Here is a 17645-nt window from a genome sequence, read left to right as displayed (position 1 = left end):
TTTTTCAAAGAAACGATCGACATGATTTCCGGCAAGACCACGCTCATCGCCCACATCGGCTATCCCACCGAGGCCTTCAAGGCCCCGATGATCTACAACCCCTGGTTCGACAAGCACGGCATCGATGCCGTGGTGGTGCCCATGGGCGTGAAGCCCGAGGACTACGCGGCCTCGCTGCCGCAGATCTTCAAGTTCAGCAACCTGCGCGGCGCGCTGGTGACCATGCCGCACAAGGTGACGACGATGGCGCTGGTCGACGAGGTGACGCCCACGGCGCGCGTCGCGGGTGCCTGCAACGCCATCCTCAAGCGCCCCGACGGCACCCTGCTGGGCGACCAGTTCGACGGTGCGGGCTTCGTGCGCGGCGTGGAGCGCAAGGGGCGTCTCTTCAAGGGCACGCGCGTGCTGGTGTCGGGCACGGGCGGTGTGGGCTCTGCCATTGCCGCTTCGATTGCTGCGGCAGGCGCTGCCGAGCTGATGCTGTTCGACATGAGCGAGGCTTCGGCCGGCGCCCTGGCCGCGCGGCTGCGCGAGCACTATCCGCAGATGAAGGTGGCCACGGGCTCGAAGGACCCGGCCGGCTACGACGTGGTCGTCAACGCCACACCGCTCGGCATGAAGGAGGGCGATCCGCTGCCCTTCGACGTGGACCGCATCGACCCCGGCACTTTCGTCGGCGAGGTCGTGATGAAGACCGAATACACACCGCTGCTGCAGGCCGCCAAGGCCAAGGGCTGCCAGGTGCAGGTCGGCACCGACATGCTGTTTGAAATGATCCCTGCCTACCTGGAGTTCTTCGGATTCGGCACAGCGTCCCCGGAGGAATTGCGTGCCGTGGCCCAATTGAAATATTGAAAGGCCAGGTCACAGCATGAGTATTTTCGAAGGCTTCCTCTCCACATCCGAAACGCTAGGCGCCTTCAGCGACCGCGCCTTCGTCGACGCCATGCTGCGCTTCGAAGCCGCGCTCGCGCGAGCGCAGGTCGCCGAAGGGCTGATCCCGGAGAGCGCCGCGCATTCGATCGTCAGCAGCTGCAAGGTCGAGCTGTTCGACGTTGCCAAGATCGTGCGCGAGAGTGGCCGCGCGGGCAGCGTCGCGATTCCGCTGGTGAAGGCGCTGCGCGAAGCCGTTGGCCTCTTCAATGCCGACGCTGCGCCCTTCGTGCACTTCGGCAGCACCAGCCAGGACGTGATCGACAGCGCGATGGCGCTGGTCACGCGCGAAGCGGTCGCGCTCATCGAGACCGATCTTGCCAAGGCCGCCGACGCGCTGCTGCGCCTGGCCGTTACGCACGCCGAAACGCCGATGCTCGCGCGCACGCTGATGCAGCCGGCCTCGGTCACCAGCTTCGGCTTCAAGTGCGCAGGCTGGGCGGCGCCGCTGGTGCGCAGCCGCATCCGCCTGCGCGACGCCGCGAGGCACGCGCTGCAATTGCAGCTCGGCGGCGCTGTCGGCACGCTGGCGCAGATGAAGGGGCAGGGCGCGGCCGTGCGCAAGCGCATGGCCAAGGAGCTCGGCCTGGGCGACCCCGGCGCAACGTGGCACACGCAGCGCGACGAATGGGTGGCGCTCGGCTGCGAGCTGGGCCTCGTCACCGGCAGCCTCGGCAAGATCGCGGTCGACATCGCGCTGCTCGGGCAGTACGAGGTGGCCGAAGTCGCGGAGCCCAGTGAGCCCGGCCGCGGCGGCTCGTCGGCGATGCCGCACAAGCGCAACCCGGTGGCCTCGATGGTCGCCATCGCCGCTGCGCACCGCGCACCGCAGCGTGTGGCCGCCTTGCTCGGCGCCATGCCGCAACAGCACGAACGCGCCCTCGGCGCATGGCAGGCCGAGCTGGCCGAATGGCCGCAGCTGCTGATGTCATCGCACGGCAGCGTGCGCGCGATGGCGGGTGCCTTGCCCGGCCTGCAGGTCGACGCCGCGCGCATGCGCGCCAACATCGACCGGCTGCGTGCCGAACTCCCACGCGATGCGGCCGACGAATGGTTCGACCCCGCGCTCGCTCACAACGCCGGACAGATCGCCCTCGCCGAGGTGAAGGTGCTGCAGGCCCGGCTTGACACAAACAAGGAACTTTCTCAATGACCACCCCCGAAGCCCCGGCCAACGACTACGAAGCCGGCCTCGTCAACCGCCGCCGCGTGCTCGGCGATGCCTGGGTCGACAAGTCGCTCGCCAACCGCAACGGCTTCAACGCCGAGTTCCAGGAGCTCATCACGCGCCATGCGTGGAACGACATCTGGGGCCGCCCCGCGCTGGGCGACAAGACGCGCCGCTACATGGTGCTGTCGATGATGCTGGGCATCCATGCGTATGAAGAGTTCGCCATGCACGTACGCGCCGCGCTCGACGGCCCGCCCGAGTCGCGCCTCACGCCGGGCGACATCAAGGAAGTGATCATGATGGCCGCCATCTACTGCGGCGTGCCGGTGGCCAACCATGCCTTCGGCATCGCAACCGGCATCCTGCGCGAAAAAGGCCTGCTGCCTGCGCTGCCCCAGTGACCGCGCCGGTCGCCCGCAAGAAGGGCCGGTTCGACGTCACTTTCACCTTGCTGCTGCCGCTGCTGCTGGCGGCGCAGCCGGTGGCCACAGACAGCTATCTGCCGGCGCTTCCCGCCATTGCGAAGGAGCTCGGTTCGGCCAGCACCAGCCTCACGCTGTTCGTGCTGGCTTTCGGCTTTGCGCAGTTGCTGTGCGGCCCGCTGGCCGATCGCTTCGGTCGCAGGCCGGTGTTGCTGGCAGGGCTCGGCTGCTATGCCATTGCCGCGCTGGGCGGCGCGTTCGCAGGCAGCGTGGCGCTGCTCGCAGGCTGGCGCACGCTGCAGGGCTTTTCGATGGCGGCGATTCTGGTGTGCTCGCGCGCGGCGGTGCGCGACCTGTATCCCGCGCACGAAGGCCCGCACGTCATGGCGCGCGGCCTCACCGGGCTGGGCGTGGTCGGCCTGATGGCGCCGCTGCTCGGCGCATGGCTGGTGCAGGGCGCGGGCTGGCGCTGGGTGATGGTCGCGATGGCGGTCTATGCCTCGCTGCTGTTCGCGCTGTGCTGGCGCTCGTTCGGCGAAACGCGCAAGCCGATGGGCGAGGGCGAATCGTCTGCGCCGCGCGGCAGCACGCGTGCCGTGTTCGCGAGCCGTTCGTTCCGCGCCTGGGCCTCGGTGGCGGCGACGACCTACGGCGGGCTGTTCTGCTTTCTGCTGCTGTCGCCGATGGTCTACATCGGCTATCTGGGCTGGTCGCCCGCGTGGTACGGCTGGATCCCGGCCGGCGGCTCGTTGGTCTACATCTTCAGCACCACCATGTGCCGTACGCTGTTGCGTCGCTACGGGCCGGTGCGCACCGTGCGGCTCGGCGCATCGCTGAGCCTCACTGGCGCCATCATCCAGGCGCTCGGCTGCTGGCTGATGCCGCTGAGCGCGGTGCCACTGCTGTTTGGCCACGCCGTGTACTGCCTGGGCCACGGCATCCACCAGCCCTGCGGGCAGGCGGGCGCGGTGGGCGACCTGCCGCATCTGGCGGGCCGGGCCGTGTCCTGGTCGGGCTTCGGCATGATGATGGTCGCGTTCTGCGTGGGGCAGCTGGCAGCAAGATTTGTCGATGCCGATTTTTCCAACGGCGCCTGGCCGATGGTCGTGCCGATGGTGCTGGCCGGCTGCGTGCTGATGGCCATCGCGTTCCTCTGGCTGCCGCGTCTTCAACACCCGAAAAAGGAAACCACACTATGACCCGTTTGAATGTCGTTCGCGAGGGCGAAGGCCCGATCGTCGTGCTCAGCCATGCGCTCGGTTGCGACCTGAGCATGTGGGACGGCGTGGCCGCGCAGCTCTCGCGCGCCCACACGGTGCTGCGCTACGACCACCGCAACCACGGCGCATCGGAAGTGGTGCCCGGCGCGCTGCGCGTCGAGACGCTGGCACAGGACGTGGCCGAGCTCATCCAGCGCGAGGCGGACGGCGAGCCCGTGCATTTCGTCGGCCTGTCGATGGGCGGCATGACCGCGCAGGCGCTGGCGGTGCGGCATCCCGAACTGCTGAAGACGATGGTGATCGCCAATTCGGCCGCTTACTACCCCGATCAGGCACCCTGGCGCGCGCGCGTCGAGACGGTGGCCGCGAAGGGCGTGGCCGCCATCGCCCCCGGCGCCGTGGCGCGCTGGCTCACGCCGGCCTTTGTGGGCACGCCCGAAGGCGCGGTCGCTGCGAAGACGCTGCACGACGTGCTGGTGCACACCGACGCACAGGGCTACATCGAAAGCTGCAACGCCGTCGCGGCCATCGATTTCCGCGAGAGCAACCACCGCATCGCCGTGCCCACGCTGGTGATCGGCGGGCTGCAGGACGAGGCCACGCCGATGGCCATGTCGCAGGCCATGGTCGGGGCCATTCCGGGCGCGCGCCTGGCCACCATCGACGCCGCGCATCTGAGCGCGGTCGAGCGGCCGGTGGAGTTCACACAGCTGCTGATCGATTTCTGGCGCAGCCTTTGAGGGCTGCAGGCCATGCGGGTGGCCTAGGTGTATCCCGTATTTCGTGCGAATACTGCACGTATGTGATCGATCATCGATCATTTGCCTCCTGAATTGATTGTGGCGGGGGCCGGGTGTTCCTAAAGTCCACCCCCATGCATCGCTCCATTGCCACCGTCTCGCTCAGCGGCACACTCCGCCAGAAGCTCGAAGCCGTCGCCGCCGCCGGTTTCGACGGCATCGAGCTGTTCGAGGCCGACTTCATCAACTTCAAGGGCACGGCCGCCGAACTGGGCCGCATCGCGGGCGACCTGGGCCTGTCTATCGACCTGTACCAGCCGTTCCGTGATTTCGAAGGCATGCCCGAGCCGCAGTTCCGCCGCAGCCTGGAACGCGCCGAGCGCAAGTTCGACCTGATGGAAGCCATGGGCGCGCCGATGGTGCTGTGCTGCTCCAACACCTCGCCGCTGTCGGTGAACGACCCAGCACTGGCCGCAGCCCAACTACACGAGCTGGCCGAGCGCGCCTCGCGCCGCAACCTGCGCGTGGGCTTCGAGGCGCTGGCCTGGGGCCGTCACACCTCGCTGTACGGCCAGGCCTGGGAGATCGTGAAGCGTGCCGACCATCCGCACCTGGGCCTGATCCTCGACAGCTTCCACACGCTGTCGCTGAAGGACGATCCGGCAGGCATCGCCGCCATTCCGGGCGACAAGATCTTCTTCCTGCAGATGGCCGATGCGCCTCTGCTGTCAATGGACGTGCTGCAGTGGGCGCGCCACCACCGCTCGTTTCCGGGGCAGGGCGACTTCGACGTGGTCGGCTTCTTCGAGCAGGTGCTGCGCGCGGGCTACACCGGGCCGCTGTCGCTGGAGATCTTCAACGACATCTTCCGCGAGACGCCGAACCGCCGCACCGCGGTGGATGCGATGCGCTCGCTGCTGTACCTTGAAAGCGAAGCGCGGCAGCGGCTGGTCGATGTCGAGCCCGTGCAACTGTTCAACCCACCGCCTGTGCCGGCGCTCTCCGGCCTGTCGTTCATCGAGTTCGCGGCCGATGAGGCTTCAGCCGCCACGCTGGCCACGCTGCTGAAGCAACTCGGCTTCCGCCGCATCGGCACGCACCGCTCGAAGGCCGTGACGCTGTATCGCCAGGGCGAGATCAACCTGATCGTCAACGCGCAGCCCGATTCGTTTGCTCGCAGCCGCTTCGAAGCGCACGGCACCTCGGTGTGCGCGCTGGGCGTGCGCTGCGACGACCCGCTCGCGGCCGCGGACCGCGCCACCGCCATGCGCTCGCAGCGGCACGACAGCCCGGTCGGCCCCAACGAGCAGCGCGTGCCGGCCATCGTTGCGCCGGGTGGCAACCTGATTCACTTCGTGCCCGAAGCGCTGGGCGCCAACGGCCTGTACGAAGCCGACTTCATCCTCGAAGACGAGGGCGCCCAAGCCAGGGACAACAACGACGCCGGCCTGCAGCGCATCGACCACGTGGCCCTGGGCCTGGCGGTCGACCAGCTCGACACCTGGGTGCTGTTCACGCGCGCCGTGCTCGGCCTGGAGCCCGGCGAGAGCCTGGAGCTTGCCGACCCCTTCGGCCTCATTCGCAGCCGCGGCGTTGCCAACACCGACCGCAGCCTGCGCCTGGTGCTCAACGTGTCGCTGAGCCAGCGCACCCGCACCGCGCGCACGCTGAGCGTGACCGGCGGCGGTGCGGTGCACCACATTGCGCTGAGCTCCAACGACATCTTCGAGACGGCCGCGAAGCTGCGCGCCAACGGCACGCGCTTCGTGCCTATTTCAGACAACTACTACGACGACCTGGCCACGCGCATCGACATCGCGCCCGAACTGCTGGCGCGCATGCGCGAAGCAGGCGTGCTGTTCGACCGTTCGCCGGCCGGCGACTACCTGCATATCTATACCGAGAGTTTCGAGGGCGGACTGTTTTTCGAGGTGGCACAGCGCGTAGGCAACTACGACGCCTACGGTGCCCTCAACGCACCGGCGCGCATGGCTTCCCAGGCGCAGGATTGATCTGAGTTTTTTCGTCAACACTGGAGACAACACATGGCAACCAACACAGCCCATGAGCCGCAAGGCAGGCACCAGTCGAAGAAGGCCGCCGCAAGCGGCTGGATCGGCTCGGCGCTGGAGTACTACGACTTCTTCATCTACGCCACCGCGGCGGCGCTGATCTTTCCGCAGATATTCTTTCCGAAGGGCGACCCGCAGACCGCCATCATCGCGTCGCTCGCGACCTACGGCGTGGGCTATGTCGCGCGCCCCATCGGCGCCTTCGTGCTCGGCCACTGGGGCGACACGCACGGGCGCAAGCAGGTGCTGGTGCTGTGCATGTTCCTGATGGGCTTCTCGACCGTGGCCGTCGGCCTGCTGCCGACCTATGACCAGGTCGGCCTGCTGGCACCGGCGCTGCTGGTTCTGCTGCGCCTCGTGCAAGGCTTTGCGGTGGCTGGCGAAATCTCGGGCGCGAGCTCGATGATTCTTGAACACGCTCCGTTCGGGCGGCGCGGCTTCTTCGCGAGCTTCACGCTGCAGGGTGTGCAGGCCGGCCAGATCCTGGCGGCCGCCGTGTTCCTGCCGCTGGCGCACTACATGCCTGAGGAAGCCTTCAACTCGTGGGGCTGGCGCATTCCGTTCCTGCTGAGCTTCCTGGTCATCGTGGCGGGCTACATCATCCGCCGCGAGGTTGACGAGACGCCGGCCTTCGCCGAAGTGGACAAGAAGGGCGAAGTGGCCAAGGCGCCGATCGTCCAGGCCTTTACCGACAGCTGGGGCGACATGCTGCGCGTGGTCTGCATGGCGCTGATGAACGTCATTCCGGTGGTGGCCACCGTGTTCGGCGCGGCCTATGCCGTGCAGGCCGCCTACGGCATCGGCTTCCAGAAGGACGTGTACCTGTGGATTCCCGTGCTTGGCAACATCCTCGCCGTGATCGTGATCCCGTTCGTGGGCAACCTGTCGGACCGCATCGGCCGCCGCCCGCCGATCGTCGTCGGCGCGCTGCTGTCGGGGCTGCTGTCCTTCGTGTACCTGTATGCCATCAGCATCCGCAACGTGCCGCTGGCCATCGCCATGTCGCTGCTGATGTGGGGCATCGTGTACCAGGGCTACAACGCGACCTTCCCGAGCTTCTATCCGGAGCTGTTCCGCACCCGCAACCGCGTCTCGGCCATGGCTATCTCGCAGAACATCGGCACCACCATCACTGCGCTGCTGCCCGCTCTGTTCGCCGCCGTTGCGCCTCCCGGCTCGACCAACGTGTGGTTCACCGTGGGTGCCATCACCTTTGCGGTGACGGTGCTGGCGGCCCTGGCTGCGCTGAGCGCACGGGAGACCTATCGCATCCAGATGAACGACCTCGGCAAGCCCGATGCGGCGCCGGTCGACAAGCAGGAGTACGACCGCCTGCGCGAGAAGACGATGCACGACGCGCGCCTGGCCAAGGCCGCGGCCTGAAAACCTTTCGTGCACCAAGGGTTGTGGCGCCGTGAAGAATGGCGCCATGACTACCCCTACCTCTTCCCACCTCAAGATCGACTTCGTCTCCGATGTGTCCTGTCCCTGGTGCGCCATCGGCCTGAGTTCGCTGGAGGCGGCGCTCAGGAAGGTGGCCCCCGAGGTCACCGCGGAGTTGCACTTCCAGCCCTTCGAGCTGAATCCGCAGATGCCGCCTGAAGGCCAGGACACCTTCGAGCACCTGAACCAGAAGTACGGCTCCACGCGCGAGCAGCAGACAGAGTCACGCGAAATGATCCGCCAGCGCGGCGCGGCAGTGGGCTTCGAGTTCAGTCCCGGAGGCCGTCCACGTGTCTACAACACCTTCAACGCACACCGCCTGCTGCATTGGGCCGAGCTGGAGAGTCCGGCCAAGCAGGCGGCGCTGAAGAAGCTGCTGCTGAAGGCCTACTTCACCGACAGCCAGAACCCCTCGGACTCCGAAGTGCTGGTGCGCGCGGCGACCGAAGCCGGGCTCGACGCAGCCCGTGCCCGCGAGATTTTGAACAGCGACGAGTTTGCGCAGGAAACCCGCGAGCGCGAGCGCATGTACACCGACGCCGGCATCCACTCGGTGCCCGCGATCATCATCAACGACCAGCATCTCATCTCGGGTGGCCAGCCCGTCGAGGTGTTCGAGCGCGCCCTGCGGCAGATTGCCGGCGCTGCGCCTTCCAGCCTGTCTGTAGCCTGACTTAGCCGGCGCTTAGGCGCCGTCTTTGCGCAGCGTTACGAGGGTAAAGAGCGTCAACGCGGAGCGGGTCCCGATGGTTGAGGAGGCGGCCTTCAATGGTCGTCACTCACAGGAGCCCCGAAGATGAAGAAGAAAAGCCTAATCGCCGCACTTGCCCTCATGGCAGCGGCCTCGTTGCCCGCATTGGCCGACGAATACGGCAGGCACCCGTTCTACCTCCACGCCTTGTCCGACCTGCAAACGGCAGCCTGGAAGGTGGAGCACCGTCGCCCTGAAGACGGACAGATTTCGCGCGACGAGCAGGTGGTGGTCGACGAGATCCACGCTGCCATCGGCGACTTGCAGCGCGCGGCATGGCTCGACGGCAAGCCCCTCGAATGGCGCGAGCCCACCGATGCGTGGCTGCCGCCCGAAGGCCGTCTGCATGCCGCGGTGGACCTGCTGCGCAAGGTGCGTTCCGATGTGGCCCGCGAAGAAGACGACCCGCGCTCGCGGCCGTTCCAGCAACGCGGCCTTGCGCACGTCGACGTGGCGCTCAACACCGCACAGCACGCCATCGGCGACGTGCGCCATCACGACATGCGCAGGGAGTGACGGCGGTGCCGGCCACCGCGTCGATCTTTTCGGTGCGCCGCGCGTCGATGGCGCTCGGCGCGTGTGCGCTGGCCTTGCTCGCGGCCTGCGCAAGTGCACCAGGCGATCAGCGGCCGGTGGTGTCGGTGTCGTTGCCTTCTGCACCGCTCAACGATGCCGCCCGCCTGCGCTGGCTCGACCGCGTGAGCTGGGGCGCCAACGCGAGCAGCGATGCGCAGCTTGCAAAGCGCGGCCTGTCGCTGTGGATGCGCGACCAGCTCAACCCGCGCCCCGTGCCGCTGCCTCCCGCGGCGCAGGCCCAGATCGATGCGATGAGCATCTCGCGCACGCCGCTCGACCAGCTCGTCACCGAACTCGACGCGCAGCGCAAGGCGGCCGATGCATTGCCCGATGAAGACCAGAAGAAAGCCGCGCGGCAGGCCTACCAGCAGCGGCTCAACGACCTGGCGCGCGAAGCGCAACAGCGCTTCGTGCTGCGCGCCCTGTATTCGCCCAACCAGCTGCAGGAGCAGATGACGTGGTTCTGGATGAACCACTTCAACGTCAACCTGCGCAAGGACAACATCCGCGCGATGGTGGGCGACTACGAAGAGAACGCGATTCGCCCGCACGCACTAGGCAAGTTCCGCGACCTGCTCGGCGCCACGCTGCATCACCCCGCGATGCTGCGCTACCTCGACAACGCGCAGAACGCCGCCAACCGCATCAACGAGAACTACGCACGCGAGCTGATGGAGCTGCACACGCTGGGCGTGGGCGGTGGCTATTCGCAGGCCGACGTGCAGGAGTTGGCACGCGTGCTCACCGGCGTGGGCGTGAGCAATCAGCCGCTCGATGCGCCGCCGCCGAACGTGCGGCCGGCCGTGCGCGCCGACTATGTGCGCAAGGGCCTGTTCGAGTTCAACCCCAACCGGCACGACTACGGGCCGAAGACGCTGCTGGGCCAGCCCATCAAGAGCAGCGGCCTGGCCGAGGCCGACGAAGCGCTCGATCGCCTGGCGCGTGCGCCGGCCACCGCGCGCTTCATCTCGCGCAAGCTCGCCGTGTACTTCGTCTCCGACGATCCGCCGCAGGCGTTGGTCGACCGCATGGCCGCTGCCTTCACGCGCAGCGACGGCGACATCGCCATCACCCTGAAGGCGCTGTTCGAGTCGCCCGAGTTCGCCGCCTCGCTGGGCCGCAAGTTCCGCGACCCGGTGCACTACGTGATGGCTGGCGTGCGGCTCGCGTACGACGACCGCGTGGTGTCGAACGTGAACCCGATGCTCGGCTGGATCAACCGCATGGGCGAGCAGTTGTACGGCCACGAGACGCCCGACGGTTATCCGCTCAACGAGGCAGCCTGGGCGAGCGCGGGGCAGATGAACACGCGCTTCGAGATCGCGCGTGCCATCGGTGCGAACGGAGCAGTGCTGTTCCGCACGGACGACAAGGCGCCGCTGGAAAAGCCCGCGTTCCCGCAACTGGCCGATTCGCACGCGGTGCGCGCAATGCAGGTCGGCATGAGCGCGGACACGCGCGAGGCGCTGGCACAGGCGAAGAACCCGCAGGAGTGGAACACCTTCCTGCTGGCGTCGCCGGAGCTGATGCGCCGTTGATCAAGAAGAAGGACACACCGTCATGCAACGTCGAGAACTCTTGAAGCTCATGGCCGCCGCCCCGCTCGCGGGCGCAGCCGGCCAACTGATGGCCGCGCCCGCGACCGAAGGCGCGAAGCTGCTGGTCGTGTTCCTGCGCGGCGCGTACGACTGCAGCAACCTGCTCGTGCCCACGAGCAGCGACTTCTACTACGCCTCGCGCCCCAACATCGCCATCGCGCGCCCCGGCACGCCCAACGGTGCGCTGCCGCTCGATGGCAACTGGGGCCTGCACCCCGCGCTGGCGCAGAGCGTGATGCCGATGTTCCAGCAGAAGCAGGCCTCCTTCATCGCCTTCGCCGGCACCGACGACCTCACGCGCAGCCACTTCGAGACGCAGGACTCCATCGAGCTCGGCCAGGCGCTGGACAAGCAGCGCGACTACCGCTCGGGTTTTCTCAACCGGCTGGCGGGTGTGCTCGGCGCCGGGCCCGTCACCGACGTGTCGCCCATCGCCTTCACCGATCAGTTGCCCATTTCAATGCGCGGCAGCGTCAAGGCCGCCAACATGGCGATTGCGGGCAATGCGCGCTCGGGCATCGATGCGCGGCAGAGCCAGATCATCACGGGCATGTACCGCAACACGGCGCTGGCCCAGCCGGTGGCCGAGGGTTTCCAGGTGCGCGACGAGGTAACGCGCGCGGTGCAGGCCGAGATGGACGCCGCCAGCCGCAACGCCATGACCGCCAAGGGCTTCGAGCTGGTGGCGCGCCGCATGGCGCTGCTGATGCGCGACCGCTTCGACCTCGGCTTTGTCGACGTCGGCGGCTGGGACACGCACGTGGGGCAGGGCGGCGCCACCGGCTATCTCGCCAACCGTTTTGAAGAACTGGGCCGTGGTGTGGCCGGCTTCGCCCAGGAGATGGGCGACGACGCATGGCGCCAGACCGTCGTGGTCGTCATCAGCGAGTTCGGCCGCACCTTCCGCGAGAACGGCAACCGTGGCACCGACCACGGGCACGGCACCGTCTACTGGGTGCTTGGCGGTGGCCTTTCGGCGCAGGCTGGTGGGCGCGTCGTCGGCGAGCAGCAGGCGCTGACGCAGTCCACGCTGTTCCAGAACCGCGACTACCCGGTGCTCAACGAGTACCGGGCGGTGTTCGGGGGGCTGTTCAAGCGGATGTATGGCCTCTCGCCGGCGCAGCTCGCGCGGGTGTTCGACGGGGTAGCGCCGAAAGACCTGCAACTGGTCTAGCGCACGAAGAAGGTCGAGACCGGAGTACGGTCAGGCGATCATCGATTCGAGGTCCGCAGCGAGCACACGCGGCGCCGGCATTTCCTGGACCATGTCTTCGGTGATGCCGACAGCCAGCGCGGACTGGCTCGGCCAGAAGCCACTGAAATTGCTCAGGTCCACGCCCTGGCGCTCCAGTGCCACGCGCCACACGGCCAGATGAAGAACGCCGCCGAGCGCGTCGGCATGTTCCGACTTTGCCGGGCTCACGAAGCTCGAAAGCCCACCGACCAGATCGGGAGCGAAGCCCCAGCGCTGCGCCAGGGACGCGCTCACGTCGCCATAGTGATACCCGAACTCGACAAGCTCGAGTTGCGCTCGCCCCAGCGCGTCCAAGGGGTGAACGGCATTCAGCGCGGCCATGCGCTCAGGCATTGCCTGCGCCATGATCAGGTGGCCGATGGCATGCATGCTGCCTGCGGTGAACGCCAGATTGGGGTCGACGTGCCGGGTCTTGGAAGCCAGATACCTCGAGACCGACGCCACGCGCAGGCTGTGGGCCCAGAAGGCCGGAAGGTTGACTCCGTCCACTTTCCTGAAGGCGCCGGACAGACCCGAACTCACCACGAACGACCGGATGGCCGAGAGCCCGAGCATCAGGATCGCGCCCTGGATCGACGAAATTTTCCGCCGGAGCCCGAAGAACGGCGAGTTGACCATTTGCAGCACCCTGGCCGCGAGCACCTGGTCAAGCTCGATCCGATGCGCGATGGCCGCAAAAGGCACATCGTCGTCGCGCAGCATCTCAATCAGGTCGGACACCACCTTCGGGACGGTGGGGAGCGACTCGTCATTGGCAAAGAGTTCGTCGAGTGTCATGGCGTTATGGGCGTATTGCCTTTGTATGCAATGGATTTTCCTCCAGCACAGGGCCTGCCAGAGCCTCTATCGGCGCGAATGTGTAATTTCTACGGATTCCGGTGGGGTCGAGAATCGGTGCATGCCCCACGCCGTCTCCCTCCTTCGCGCCGCCCGCCTGGCGCGAAGCGCCAAGCCTTTTCTTGCCCGTGGTGGCTTCAAGCGCGAGCGCTGCGCGGGCTGCCGCCTGGTGCCCAGCCATTGCATGTGCGCCGTGCGCCCTTCGGTGGCAACACGCGCAGGGGTGTGCCTGCTCATGGCCGACATCGAGCCGCTCAAGCCCACCAACACCGGTTGGCTGGTCGCCGACGTGGTGGCTGATACCTTCGCCTTTGGCTGGGCCCGCACCGAAACCGACCCCGCGCTGCTGGCGCTGCTGAACGACCCGCAGTGGCAACCCTACGTGGTGTTCCCGGGGCAGTATGCGGCGCCAGAGCGCGTGGTACTGACCGTTCCGGCGCCTGACCCGGTTTGCAGTGGCACCGCGAAACGCCCGCTCTTCATCCTGTTCGACGCGACATGGGCTGAGGCACGCAAGATGTTCCGCAGGAGCCCCTATCTCGACCAGCTGCCGGTGTTGAGCCTGCAGCCGGAGCAGATCACGCAATACAAGCTGCGCAACTCCGGCCGCGACGACCACTTCTGCACCAGCGAGGTGGCCGCGATGTGCATGAGCCTGGCGGGCGAGCATGTCGCCGAACATGCGCTGGAGGCCTACCTGGCGGTGTTCACGCACCACTATCTGAGCGCGAAGAACCAGCAGCCCGTGGCTTGGGATGGTGCAGCGCATCAGCGGCTGCGCGAAGTGTCCGCCTCGCGGCCCTGAAGACTCTGCCCGCCGCGGTGCCGCGGGGGCGGGCGCAGCCGTGCCTCGCTCCGTCATCTACCTAGTTCCGGTGATGGCGAAGAAACAAATAGTTAACAAGAATCAACGATTTGAAACCGCCGGTAGCACTTCGGCCGGAGCGTGGGTTTCTCTTCGTGAATCGATAAAACCAAAGAGGGCAGCGGATGTTTTCCAGTCAAGTGAGTTTTTACGGGCGCTGCGGCGTCGTGGCCGGTGCGATCGTGTTGCTGGCTTCCTGCGGTGGTGGTGGTGGCGGCTCGGGCTTTGTGCCGATCGCTGCGCCGGCGCAGACGCCACCGCCCCCCGTCGTCGTGACGCATACGGTCGGCGGCACCGTCACCGGCCTCACCGGCAGCCTGGTGCTCCAGAACAATGCGGGCGACGACCTGAAGCTCACGGCCGACGGCAAGTTCACTTTTGCCACCGCGCTCACCGAAGGCTCGGCCTACGAGGTCAGCATACGCACCCAGCCCCTGTGGCAGTTCTGCACCGTGACCAAGGGCAGCGGCAAGGCCTCGGCCGACGTCGGCGACGTGGCGGTCGCCTGCTCGGCGGCGGTGGCGCAGGTGTCCACGTTCGCCGGGTCCGGCACTATCGGCTCGGTCAATGCCAACGGTACCGCCGCATCGTTCTATCTCCCGTACAGCGTGGTCGTCGACAAGAGCGGCAACCTGCTCGTGTCGGATACGGCAACGAACCTTGTGCGAAAGATCTCGCCCGCTGGCGATGTCACGACCTTTGCGGGCGGTGGCAGCAGCGGTACTTCGCAAGACGGCAACGGCACGGCAGCCTCGTTCTCGGGCCTGTCCGGTCTTGCCCTGGATGCGGCGGGCAATGCCTATGCCGCGGAATTCGGCGGCAACCGCATCCGCAGGATCACACCCGCGGCCGACGTGAGCACGGTCGCAGGCAGTGGCGCCATCGGGTCGCTCGATGGCCATGGCACCTCTGCCACGTTCAATACCCCTTCGTCGGTGGCCACGGACGCCGCCGGCAACATCTACGTGCTCGAATTCATCGGCGCCGTTGTCCGCAAGATCACGCCTGCCGAGGACGTCACCACGCTGGCCGGTTCGGGCACTGCAGGCTTCGCCGACGGCACGGGGACTGCGGCATCTTTCGGGCAGGCCTATGGCATTGCGACTGACGCGGCCGGCAACATTTACGTTGCCGACAGCGGCAACAACCGGATCCGCAAGATCACGCCCGGCGGCCTGGTCATGCCGCTGGCCGGCTCAGGCCAGATCGGCGCGACCGACGGGACCGGCAGCTCGGCATCTTTCAATATGCCCGGCGGCCTGACGGTGGACAGCGACGGCAATGTCTACGTGGCCGACACAGGCAACAGCCTGCTGCGCAAGATCACGCCGGCGGGCGTTGTCTCTACGATCGCCGGCCAGCCCGGCGTGCTGGGCTCGCAGAACGGCATCGGCGCGGCCGCCACGTTCAAGCAACCTTACGGAGTGACGGTGGATGCCGCCGGCACCCTGTACGTGGCCGACACCTTCGGCAACCTGATCCGCAAGGTCACGCCGGTTCGCGCTCCCTGAAGGCCCGGCTTCCCGCCAACCGCACGCGCTTCGCCAAAGGGAATTCTTCGCATGCCAATTTCAGTGGTCAGCGCACACCTGCTTCTTCGATCGCTCGGCGTCCATGTGCTGATGACCGATGCGCGCCTGGGCAACCTCTGTGCCAACTACCGCGCCACCACAGTCACTGCCGTGAATGGGGACGTGGTCCGGGTGAACGCGGTCGTTTCCATCCTCTGTCCTGGGGCTGTGGCGCCGGGTGTTTTCTCGCAGCCGCGGTTCAATGCGGCCAAGAGGTTTCTTGACCATATCAATGCGGGAGCCTCGGTGCCTGCGGTGAGAGCGCTCATCGACGAGGCTGAGACCGTCCTGGATTGGCTGCGCCTGTCCTTTGCCGCTTTGACGGCGAACAACGTGCCGCCGACCGCCTTGTTACGCCAGCATTGGGGGAACGTGCTGCCGGCGCAGCAGGCGGGCATTCGGCTGTTCGCGCAATTGCGAAACGCCCTCAGCGTGGTGCAGACCTTGATCAACTTTGCGAACGTGCCCGGCGGACCTGCCTTGACTAACCTGTCCACCCTAGGGCGTCTTGCAGAGGCCGTGAATGGTTGCCGGGATGTGCTGGACAAGAACCGCTTTGCGGGTATCACGGAGGTCGCCTTCCCGAACCTTCGCACGCTCTATGGCCTGCACGGGCCCAACTCCGCTTTCGCGGGATTCGTGCGCTGGGGACCGGGTGACCACGGCTCACCCGAACTGAATCTGAAGTACCACTTCCTCAAGCATGTCTGCTATGCCGGGGTGGAGTCGGAGTTTCCCAGGGAGTCCGCTTGGTGGTGGGGTGTTTTGGACATCAGGCTGACCTTGGATCAGATGAACGGTTTTTTCGCCGGCAGCGTTGCGGAGCACGAAAGAAATGTGGTGCGGGCGATGTTCAATGATGACGAGGACCTGATCCCGGCAAAGAGGTTGCAATTTCTGCTTCTGGGCGTCGTTTCGCAGAACCCGAAATTGCTGAGCTATCTCGTAGACAACTATCAGAACGCCTATCGAGACCAAGCGCTGCACCCGCACGTGGCCATGACGGACAAGATCGTGCAGAGCAATGGCGAGAAGGTGTTCATCAGCGGTGCTGTGCGTATTGCGGGGGGCACGAGGGGTGTCTTCATCATCGGGCGCCTTGACGACGCCGGTCTATTGGGTGTCTCGGCCTGTTACATGTGCGAAAAAATCCAGGACAAATTGACGCCCGCAGCCAAAAACAAGGTCTGGGATCTGGCTTGAAGGCAGTGGCACGACGTCCGGGCGGCTGACCTGCGAGTGCGTCAGCCCGAGGAATCGCGCCGGCCGGCAACAGGCGCATGCCGCGCCATCAGCTCGACCACCCAATCGATGAACACGCGCAGCTTGGCGCTGACATGCCGGTTCGGCGGAAACGCCACGTACAAAGGCATCGGATCGAGTTGCCAGCCCTCGAACAGGGGCACCAGCTCGCCGCTCGGCAGATGTGGTTCGGCCATGTAGTCCGGCAGCCAAAGCACTCCCATGCCCGCCAGACCAGCCGCGAGATAGGCGTTGCCATCATCGACCGACAGCACGTAGCGGCCCTGCACTTCAATGCTCTCGTCGCCGAGGCGCATGGCGTACGGAAAGGTCTTGCCGCTGCGCGACCACAGGAAACCCACGATGCGGTGATGCGTGTCTTCCAGCTCGCGCGGGTGTGAAGGCATGCCCGCGCGTTCCAGATAACTCGGCGCCGCGTAAACCCCCAATTGCAGATCGCCCACGCGACGCGCCATCAGCGACTGGTCGGTGAGCTCGCCGCCGCGCACCACGCAATCGACGTTCTCGCCGATCACGTCCACCATGCGATCGCTCACGCCCATGTCGAGCTGGATGTCGGGGTAGCGGGCGTGGAACGCCGGCATTGCCGGCACCAGGATCATGCGGGCCAGCGGGCTGGGCACGTCCACCCGCAGCCGTCCGCGGGGCAACGCAGAGGCGCTCGACAGGCTGGTCTCCGCATCGTCCATGTCGGCCAGCAGGCGCACCACGCGTTCGTAGTAGGCCGCTCCGTCGGCCGTGACGTTCACCTTGCGCGTCGTGCGGTTGAGCAGCTTCACGCGCAGCCTTGCCTCCAGCTGCTGCACCAGCTGCGTCACGCTGGTCTTGCTCATGTGCAGCGTTTCGGCCGCCTTGGTGAAGCTGCCGGCTTCCACCACGCGGGCGAATGCTTGCATCGCATCGAAACGGTCCATGTCTGCTGTTCCTG

Annotated in this window: 16 protein-coding genes; 14 read left to right on the top strand and 2 right to left on the bottom strand. The window is 66.6% G+C overall.

The features are described 5' to 3' along the window. Positions 1-21: 21 nt before the first annotated feature. The 11 genes from ACSFBF_RS30900 to ACSFBF_RS30850 all read left to right on the top strand — a co-directional run bounded on the left by ACSFBF_RS30900 (position 22) and on the right by ACSFBF_RS30850 (position 12100). A complete protein-coding gene (locus tag ACSFBF_RS30900; RefSeq protein ID WP_435473716.1) occupies positions 22-855 on the top strand; it encodes a shikimate dehydrogenase family protein in 834 nt (277 codons plus the stop codon). Positions 856-871: 16 nt separating this feature from the next. Then, complete coding sequence (gene pcaB, locus ACSFBF_RS30895; RefSeq protein ID WP_435473714.1) at positions 872-2086, top strand: 3-carboxy-cis,cis-muconate cycloisomerase; 1215 nt, start codon at positions 872-874, stop codon at positions 2084-2086. Next, complete coding sequence (locus ACSFBF_RS30890; protein ID WP_435473712.1) at positions 2083-2505, top strand: carboxymuconolactone decarboxylase family protein; 423 nt, start codon at positions 2083-2085, stop codon at positions 2503-2505. Before pcaB ends, ACSFBF_RS30890 begins: the two co-directional genes overlap by 4 nt. Beyond that, entirely contained in the window at positions 2502-3725 is a 1224-nt protein-coding gene (locus ACSFBF_RS30885) for a multidrug effflux MFS transporter (RefSeq protein ID WP_435473710.1), read from the top strand. The genes ACSFBF_RS30890 and ACSFBF_RS30885 overlap by 4 nt, the downstream gene beginning before the upstream one ends. Beyond that, positions 3722-4486: an alpha/beta fold hydrolase gene (locus ACSFBF_RS30880; RefSeq protein WP_435473708.1), complete on the top strand. Its 765-nt coding sequence runs from the start codon at positions 3722-3724 to the stop codon at positions 4484-4486. The genes ACSFBF_RS30885 and ACSFBF_RS30880 overlap by 4 nt, the downstream gene beginning before the upstream one ends. 134 nt (positions 4487-4620) lie before the next feature. Continuing rightward, positions 4621-6498 (top strand): bifunctional sugar phosphate isomerase/epimerase/4-hydroxyphenylpyruvate dioxygenase family protein, encoded by a 1878-nt coding sequence (locus ACSFBF_RS30875; protein WP_435473706.1) that lies wholly within the window; start codon positions 4621-4623, stop codon positions 6496-6498. Between the two features lie 33 nt (positions 6499-6531). Further along, positions 6532-7941: an MFS transporter gene (locus ACSFBF_RS30870; protein ID WP_435473704.1), complete on the top strand. Its 1410-nt coding sequence runs from the start codon at positions 6532-6534 to the stop codon at positions 7939-7941. A gap of 46 nt (positions 7942-7987) precedes the next feature. Beyond that, complete coding sequence (locus tag ACSFBF_RS30865; RefSeq protein ID WP_435473702.1) at positions 7988-8674, top strand: DsbA family oxidoreductase; 687 nt, start codon at positions 7988-7990, stop codon at positions 8672-8674. A gap of 123 nt (positions 8675-8797) precedes the next feature. After that, the gene (locus tag ACSFBF_RS30860; protein ID WP_435473700.1) at positions 8798-9268 is read left to right on the top strand and encodes a hypothetical protein; all 471 of its coding nucleotides are present in this window, start codon (positions 8798-8800) and stop codon (positions 9266-9268) included. 47 nt (positions 9269-9315) lie between these two features. Continuing rightward, positions 9316-10866, top strand: a complete 1551-nt coding sequence (locus ACSFBF_RS30855) for a DUF1800 domain-containing protein (protein ID WP_435473927.1) — start codon at positions 9316-9318, stop codon at positions 10864-10866. Positions 10867-10888: 22 nt separating this feature from the next. Continuing rightward, positions 10889-12100, top strand: a complete 1212-nt coding sequence (locus tag ACSFBF_RS30850; RefSeq protein ID WP_435473698.1) for a DUF1501 domain-containing protein — start codon at positions 10889-10891, stop codon at positions 12098-12100. Between the two features lie 30 nt (positions 12101-12130). Here the strand turns inward: ACSFBF_RS30850 and ACSFBF_RS30845 are convergent, their stop codons facing one another. Beyond that, positions 12131-12958 carry an HDOD domain-containing protein gene (locus tag ACSFBF_RS30845; protein WP_435473696.1) on the bottom strand — a complete coding sequence of 276 codons (828 nt, stop codon included), beginning with the start codon at positions 12956-12958 and terminating at the stop codon, positions 12131-12133. 121 nt (positions 12959-13079) lie between these two features. Between ACSFBF_RS30845 and ACSFBF_RS30840 the strand changes: the two genes are divergently transcribed. The 3 genes from ACSFBF_RS30840 (at position 13080) to ACSFBF_RS30830 (ending at position 16657) form a co-directional block, all read left to right on the top strand. Next, a complete protein-coding gene (locus ACSFBF_RS30840; protein WP_435473694.1) occupies positions 13080-13823 on the top strand; it encodes a tRNA-uridine aminocarboxypropyltransferase in 744 nt (247 codons plus the stop codon). Between the two features lie 185 nt (positions 13824-14008). Beyond that, a complete protein-coding gene (locus ACSFBF_RS30835) occupies positions 14009-15394 on the top strand; it encodes an NHL repeat-containing protein (protein WP_435473692.1) in 1386 nt (461 codons plus the stop codon). A 51-nt stretch (positions 15395-15445) separates the two neighbouring features. Continuing rightward, positions 15446-16657, top strand: coding sequence for a hypothetical protein (locus ACSFBF_RS30830; protein ID WP_435473690.1), 1212 nt, complete (start codon positions 15446-15448; stop codon positions 16655-16657). Positions 16658-16698: 41 nt separating this feature from the next. Here the strand turns inward: ACSFBF_RS30830 and ACSFBF_RS30825 are convergent, their stop codons facing one another. Beyond that, entirely contained in the window at positions 16699-17631 is a 933-nt protein-coding gene (locus tag ACSFBF_RS30825; RefSeq protein WP_435473688.1) for a LysR family transcriptional regulator, read from the bottom strand. Positions 17632-17645 lie beyond the last annotated feature (14 nt).

Source organism: Variovorax nivicola, assembly GCF_051216475.1.
In the GTDB taxonomy this organism is placed as follows: Bacteria; Pseudomonadota; Gammaproteobacteria; order Burkholderiales; family Burkholderiaceae_C; genus Variovorax.
This window is presented reverse-complemented; position numbering and strand designations above follow the sequence as displayed.

Excerpts from the sequence above, each read along its gene's own strand:
- ACSFBF_RS30900 (WP_435473716.1), top strand. The coding sequence starts at position 22 with ATGATTTCCGGCAAGACCACGCTCATCGCCCACATCGGCTATCCCACC.
- ACSFBF_RS30830 (WP_435473690.1), top strand. The coding sequence starts at position 15,446 with ATGCCAATTTCAGTGGTCAGCGCACACCTGCTTCTTCGATCGCTCGGC.
- ACSFBF_RS30825 (WP_435473688.1), bottom strand. The coding sequence starts at position 17,631 with ATGGACCGTTTCGATGCGATGCAAGCATTCGCCCGCGTGGTGGAAGCC.
- ACSFBF_RS30875 (WP_435473706.1), top strand. The coding sequence starts at position 4,621 with ATGCATCGCTCCATTGCCACCGTCTCGCTCAGCGGCACACTCCGCCAG.
- ACSFBF_RS30845 (WP_435473696.1), bottom strand. The coding sequence starts at position 12,958 with ATGACACTCGACGAACTCTTTGCCAATGACGAGTCGCTCCCCACCGTC.
- ACSFBF_RS30855 (WP_435473927.1), top strand. The coding sequence starts at position 9,316 with ATGGCGCTCGGCGCGTGTGCGCTGGCCTTGCTCGCGGCCTGCGCAAGT.
- ACSFBF_RS30840 (WP_435473694.1), top strand. The coding sequence starts at position 13,080 with ATGCCCCACGCCGTCTCCCTCCTTCGCGCCGCCCGCCTGGCGCGAAGC.
- ACSFBF_RS30835 (WP_435473692.1), top strand. The coding sequence starts at position 14,009 with ATGTTTTCCAGTCAAGTGAGTTTTTACGGGCGCTGCGGCGTCGTGGCC.
- ACSFBF_RS30870 (WP_435473704.1), top strand. The coding sequence starts at position 6,532 with ATGGCAACCAACACAGCCCATGAGCCGCAAGGCAGGCACCAGTCGAAG.
- ACSFBF_RS30850 (WP_435473698.1), top strand. The coding sequence starts at position 10,889 with ATGCAACGTCGAGAACTCTTGAAGCTCATGGCCGCCGCCCCGCTCGCG.
- ACSFBF_RS30890 (WP_435473712.1), top strand. The coding sequence starts at position 2,083 with ATGACCACCCCCGAAGCCCCGGCCAACGACTACGAAGCCGGCCTCGTC.
- ACSFBF_RS30880 (WP_435473708.1), top strand. The coding sequence starts at position 3,722 with ATGACCCGTTTGAATGTCGTTCGCGAGGGCGAAGGCCCGATCGTCGTG.
- pcaB (WP_435473714.1), top strand. The coding sequence starts at position 872 with ATGAGTATTTTCGAAGGCTTCCTCTCCACATCCGAAACGCTAGGCGCC.
- ACSFBF_RS30865 (WP_435473702.1), top strand. The coding sequence starts at position 7,988 with ATGACTACCCCTACCTCTTCCCACCTCAAGATCGACTTCGTCTCCGAT.
- ACSFBF_RS30860 (WP_435473700.1), top strand. The coding sequence starts at position 8,798 with ATGAAGAAGAAAAGCCTAATCGCCGCACTTGCCCTCATGGCAGCGGCC.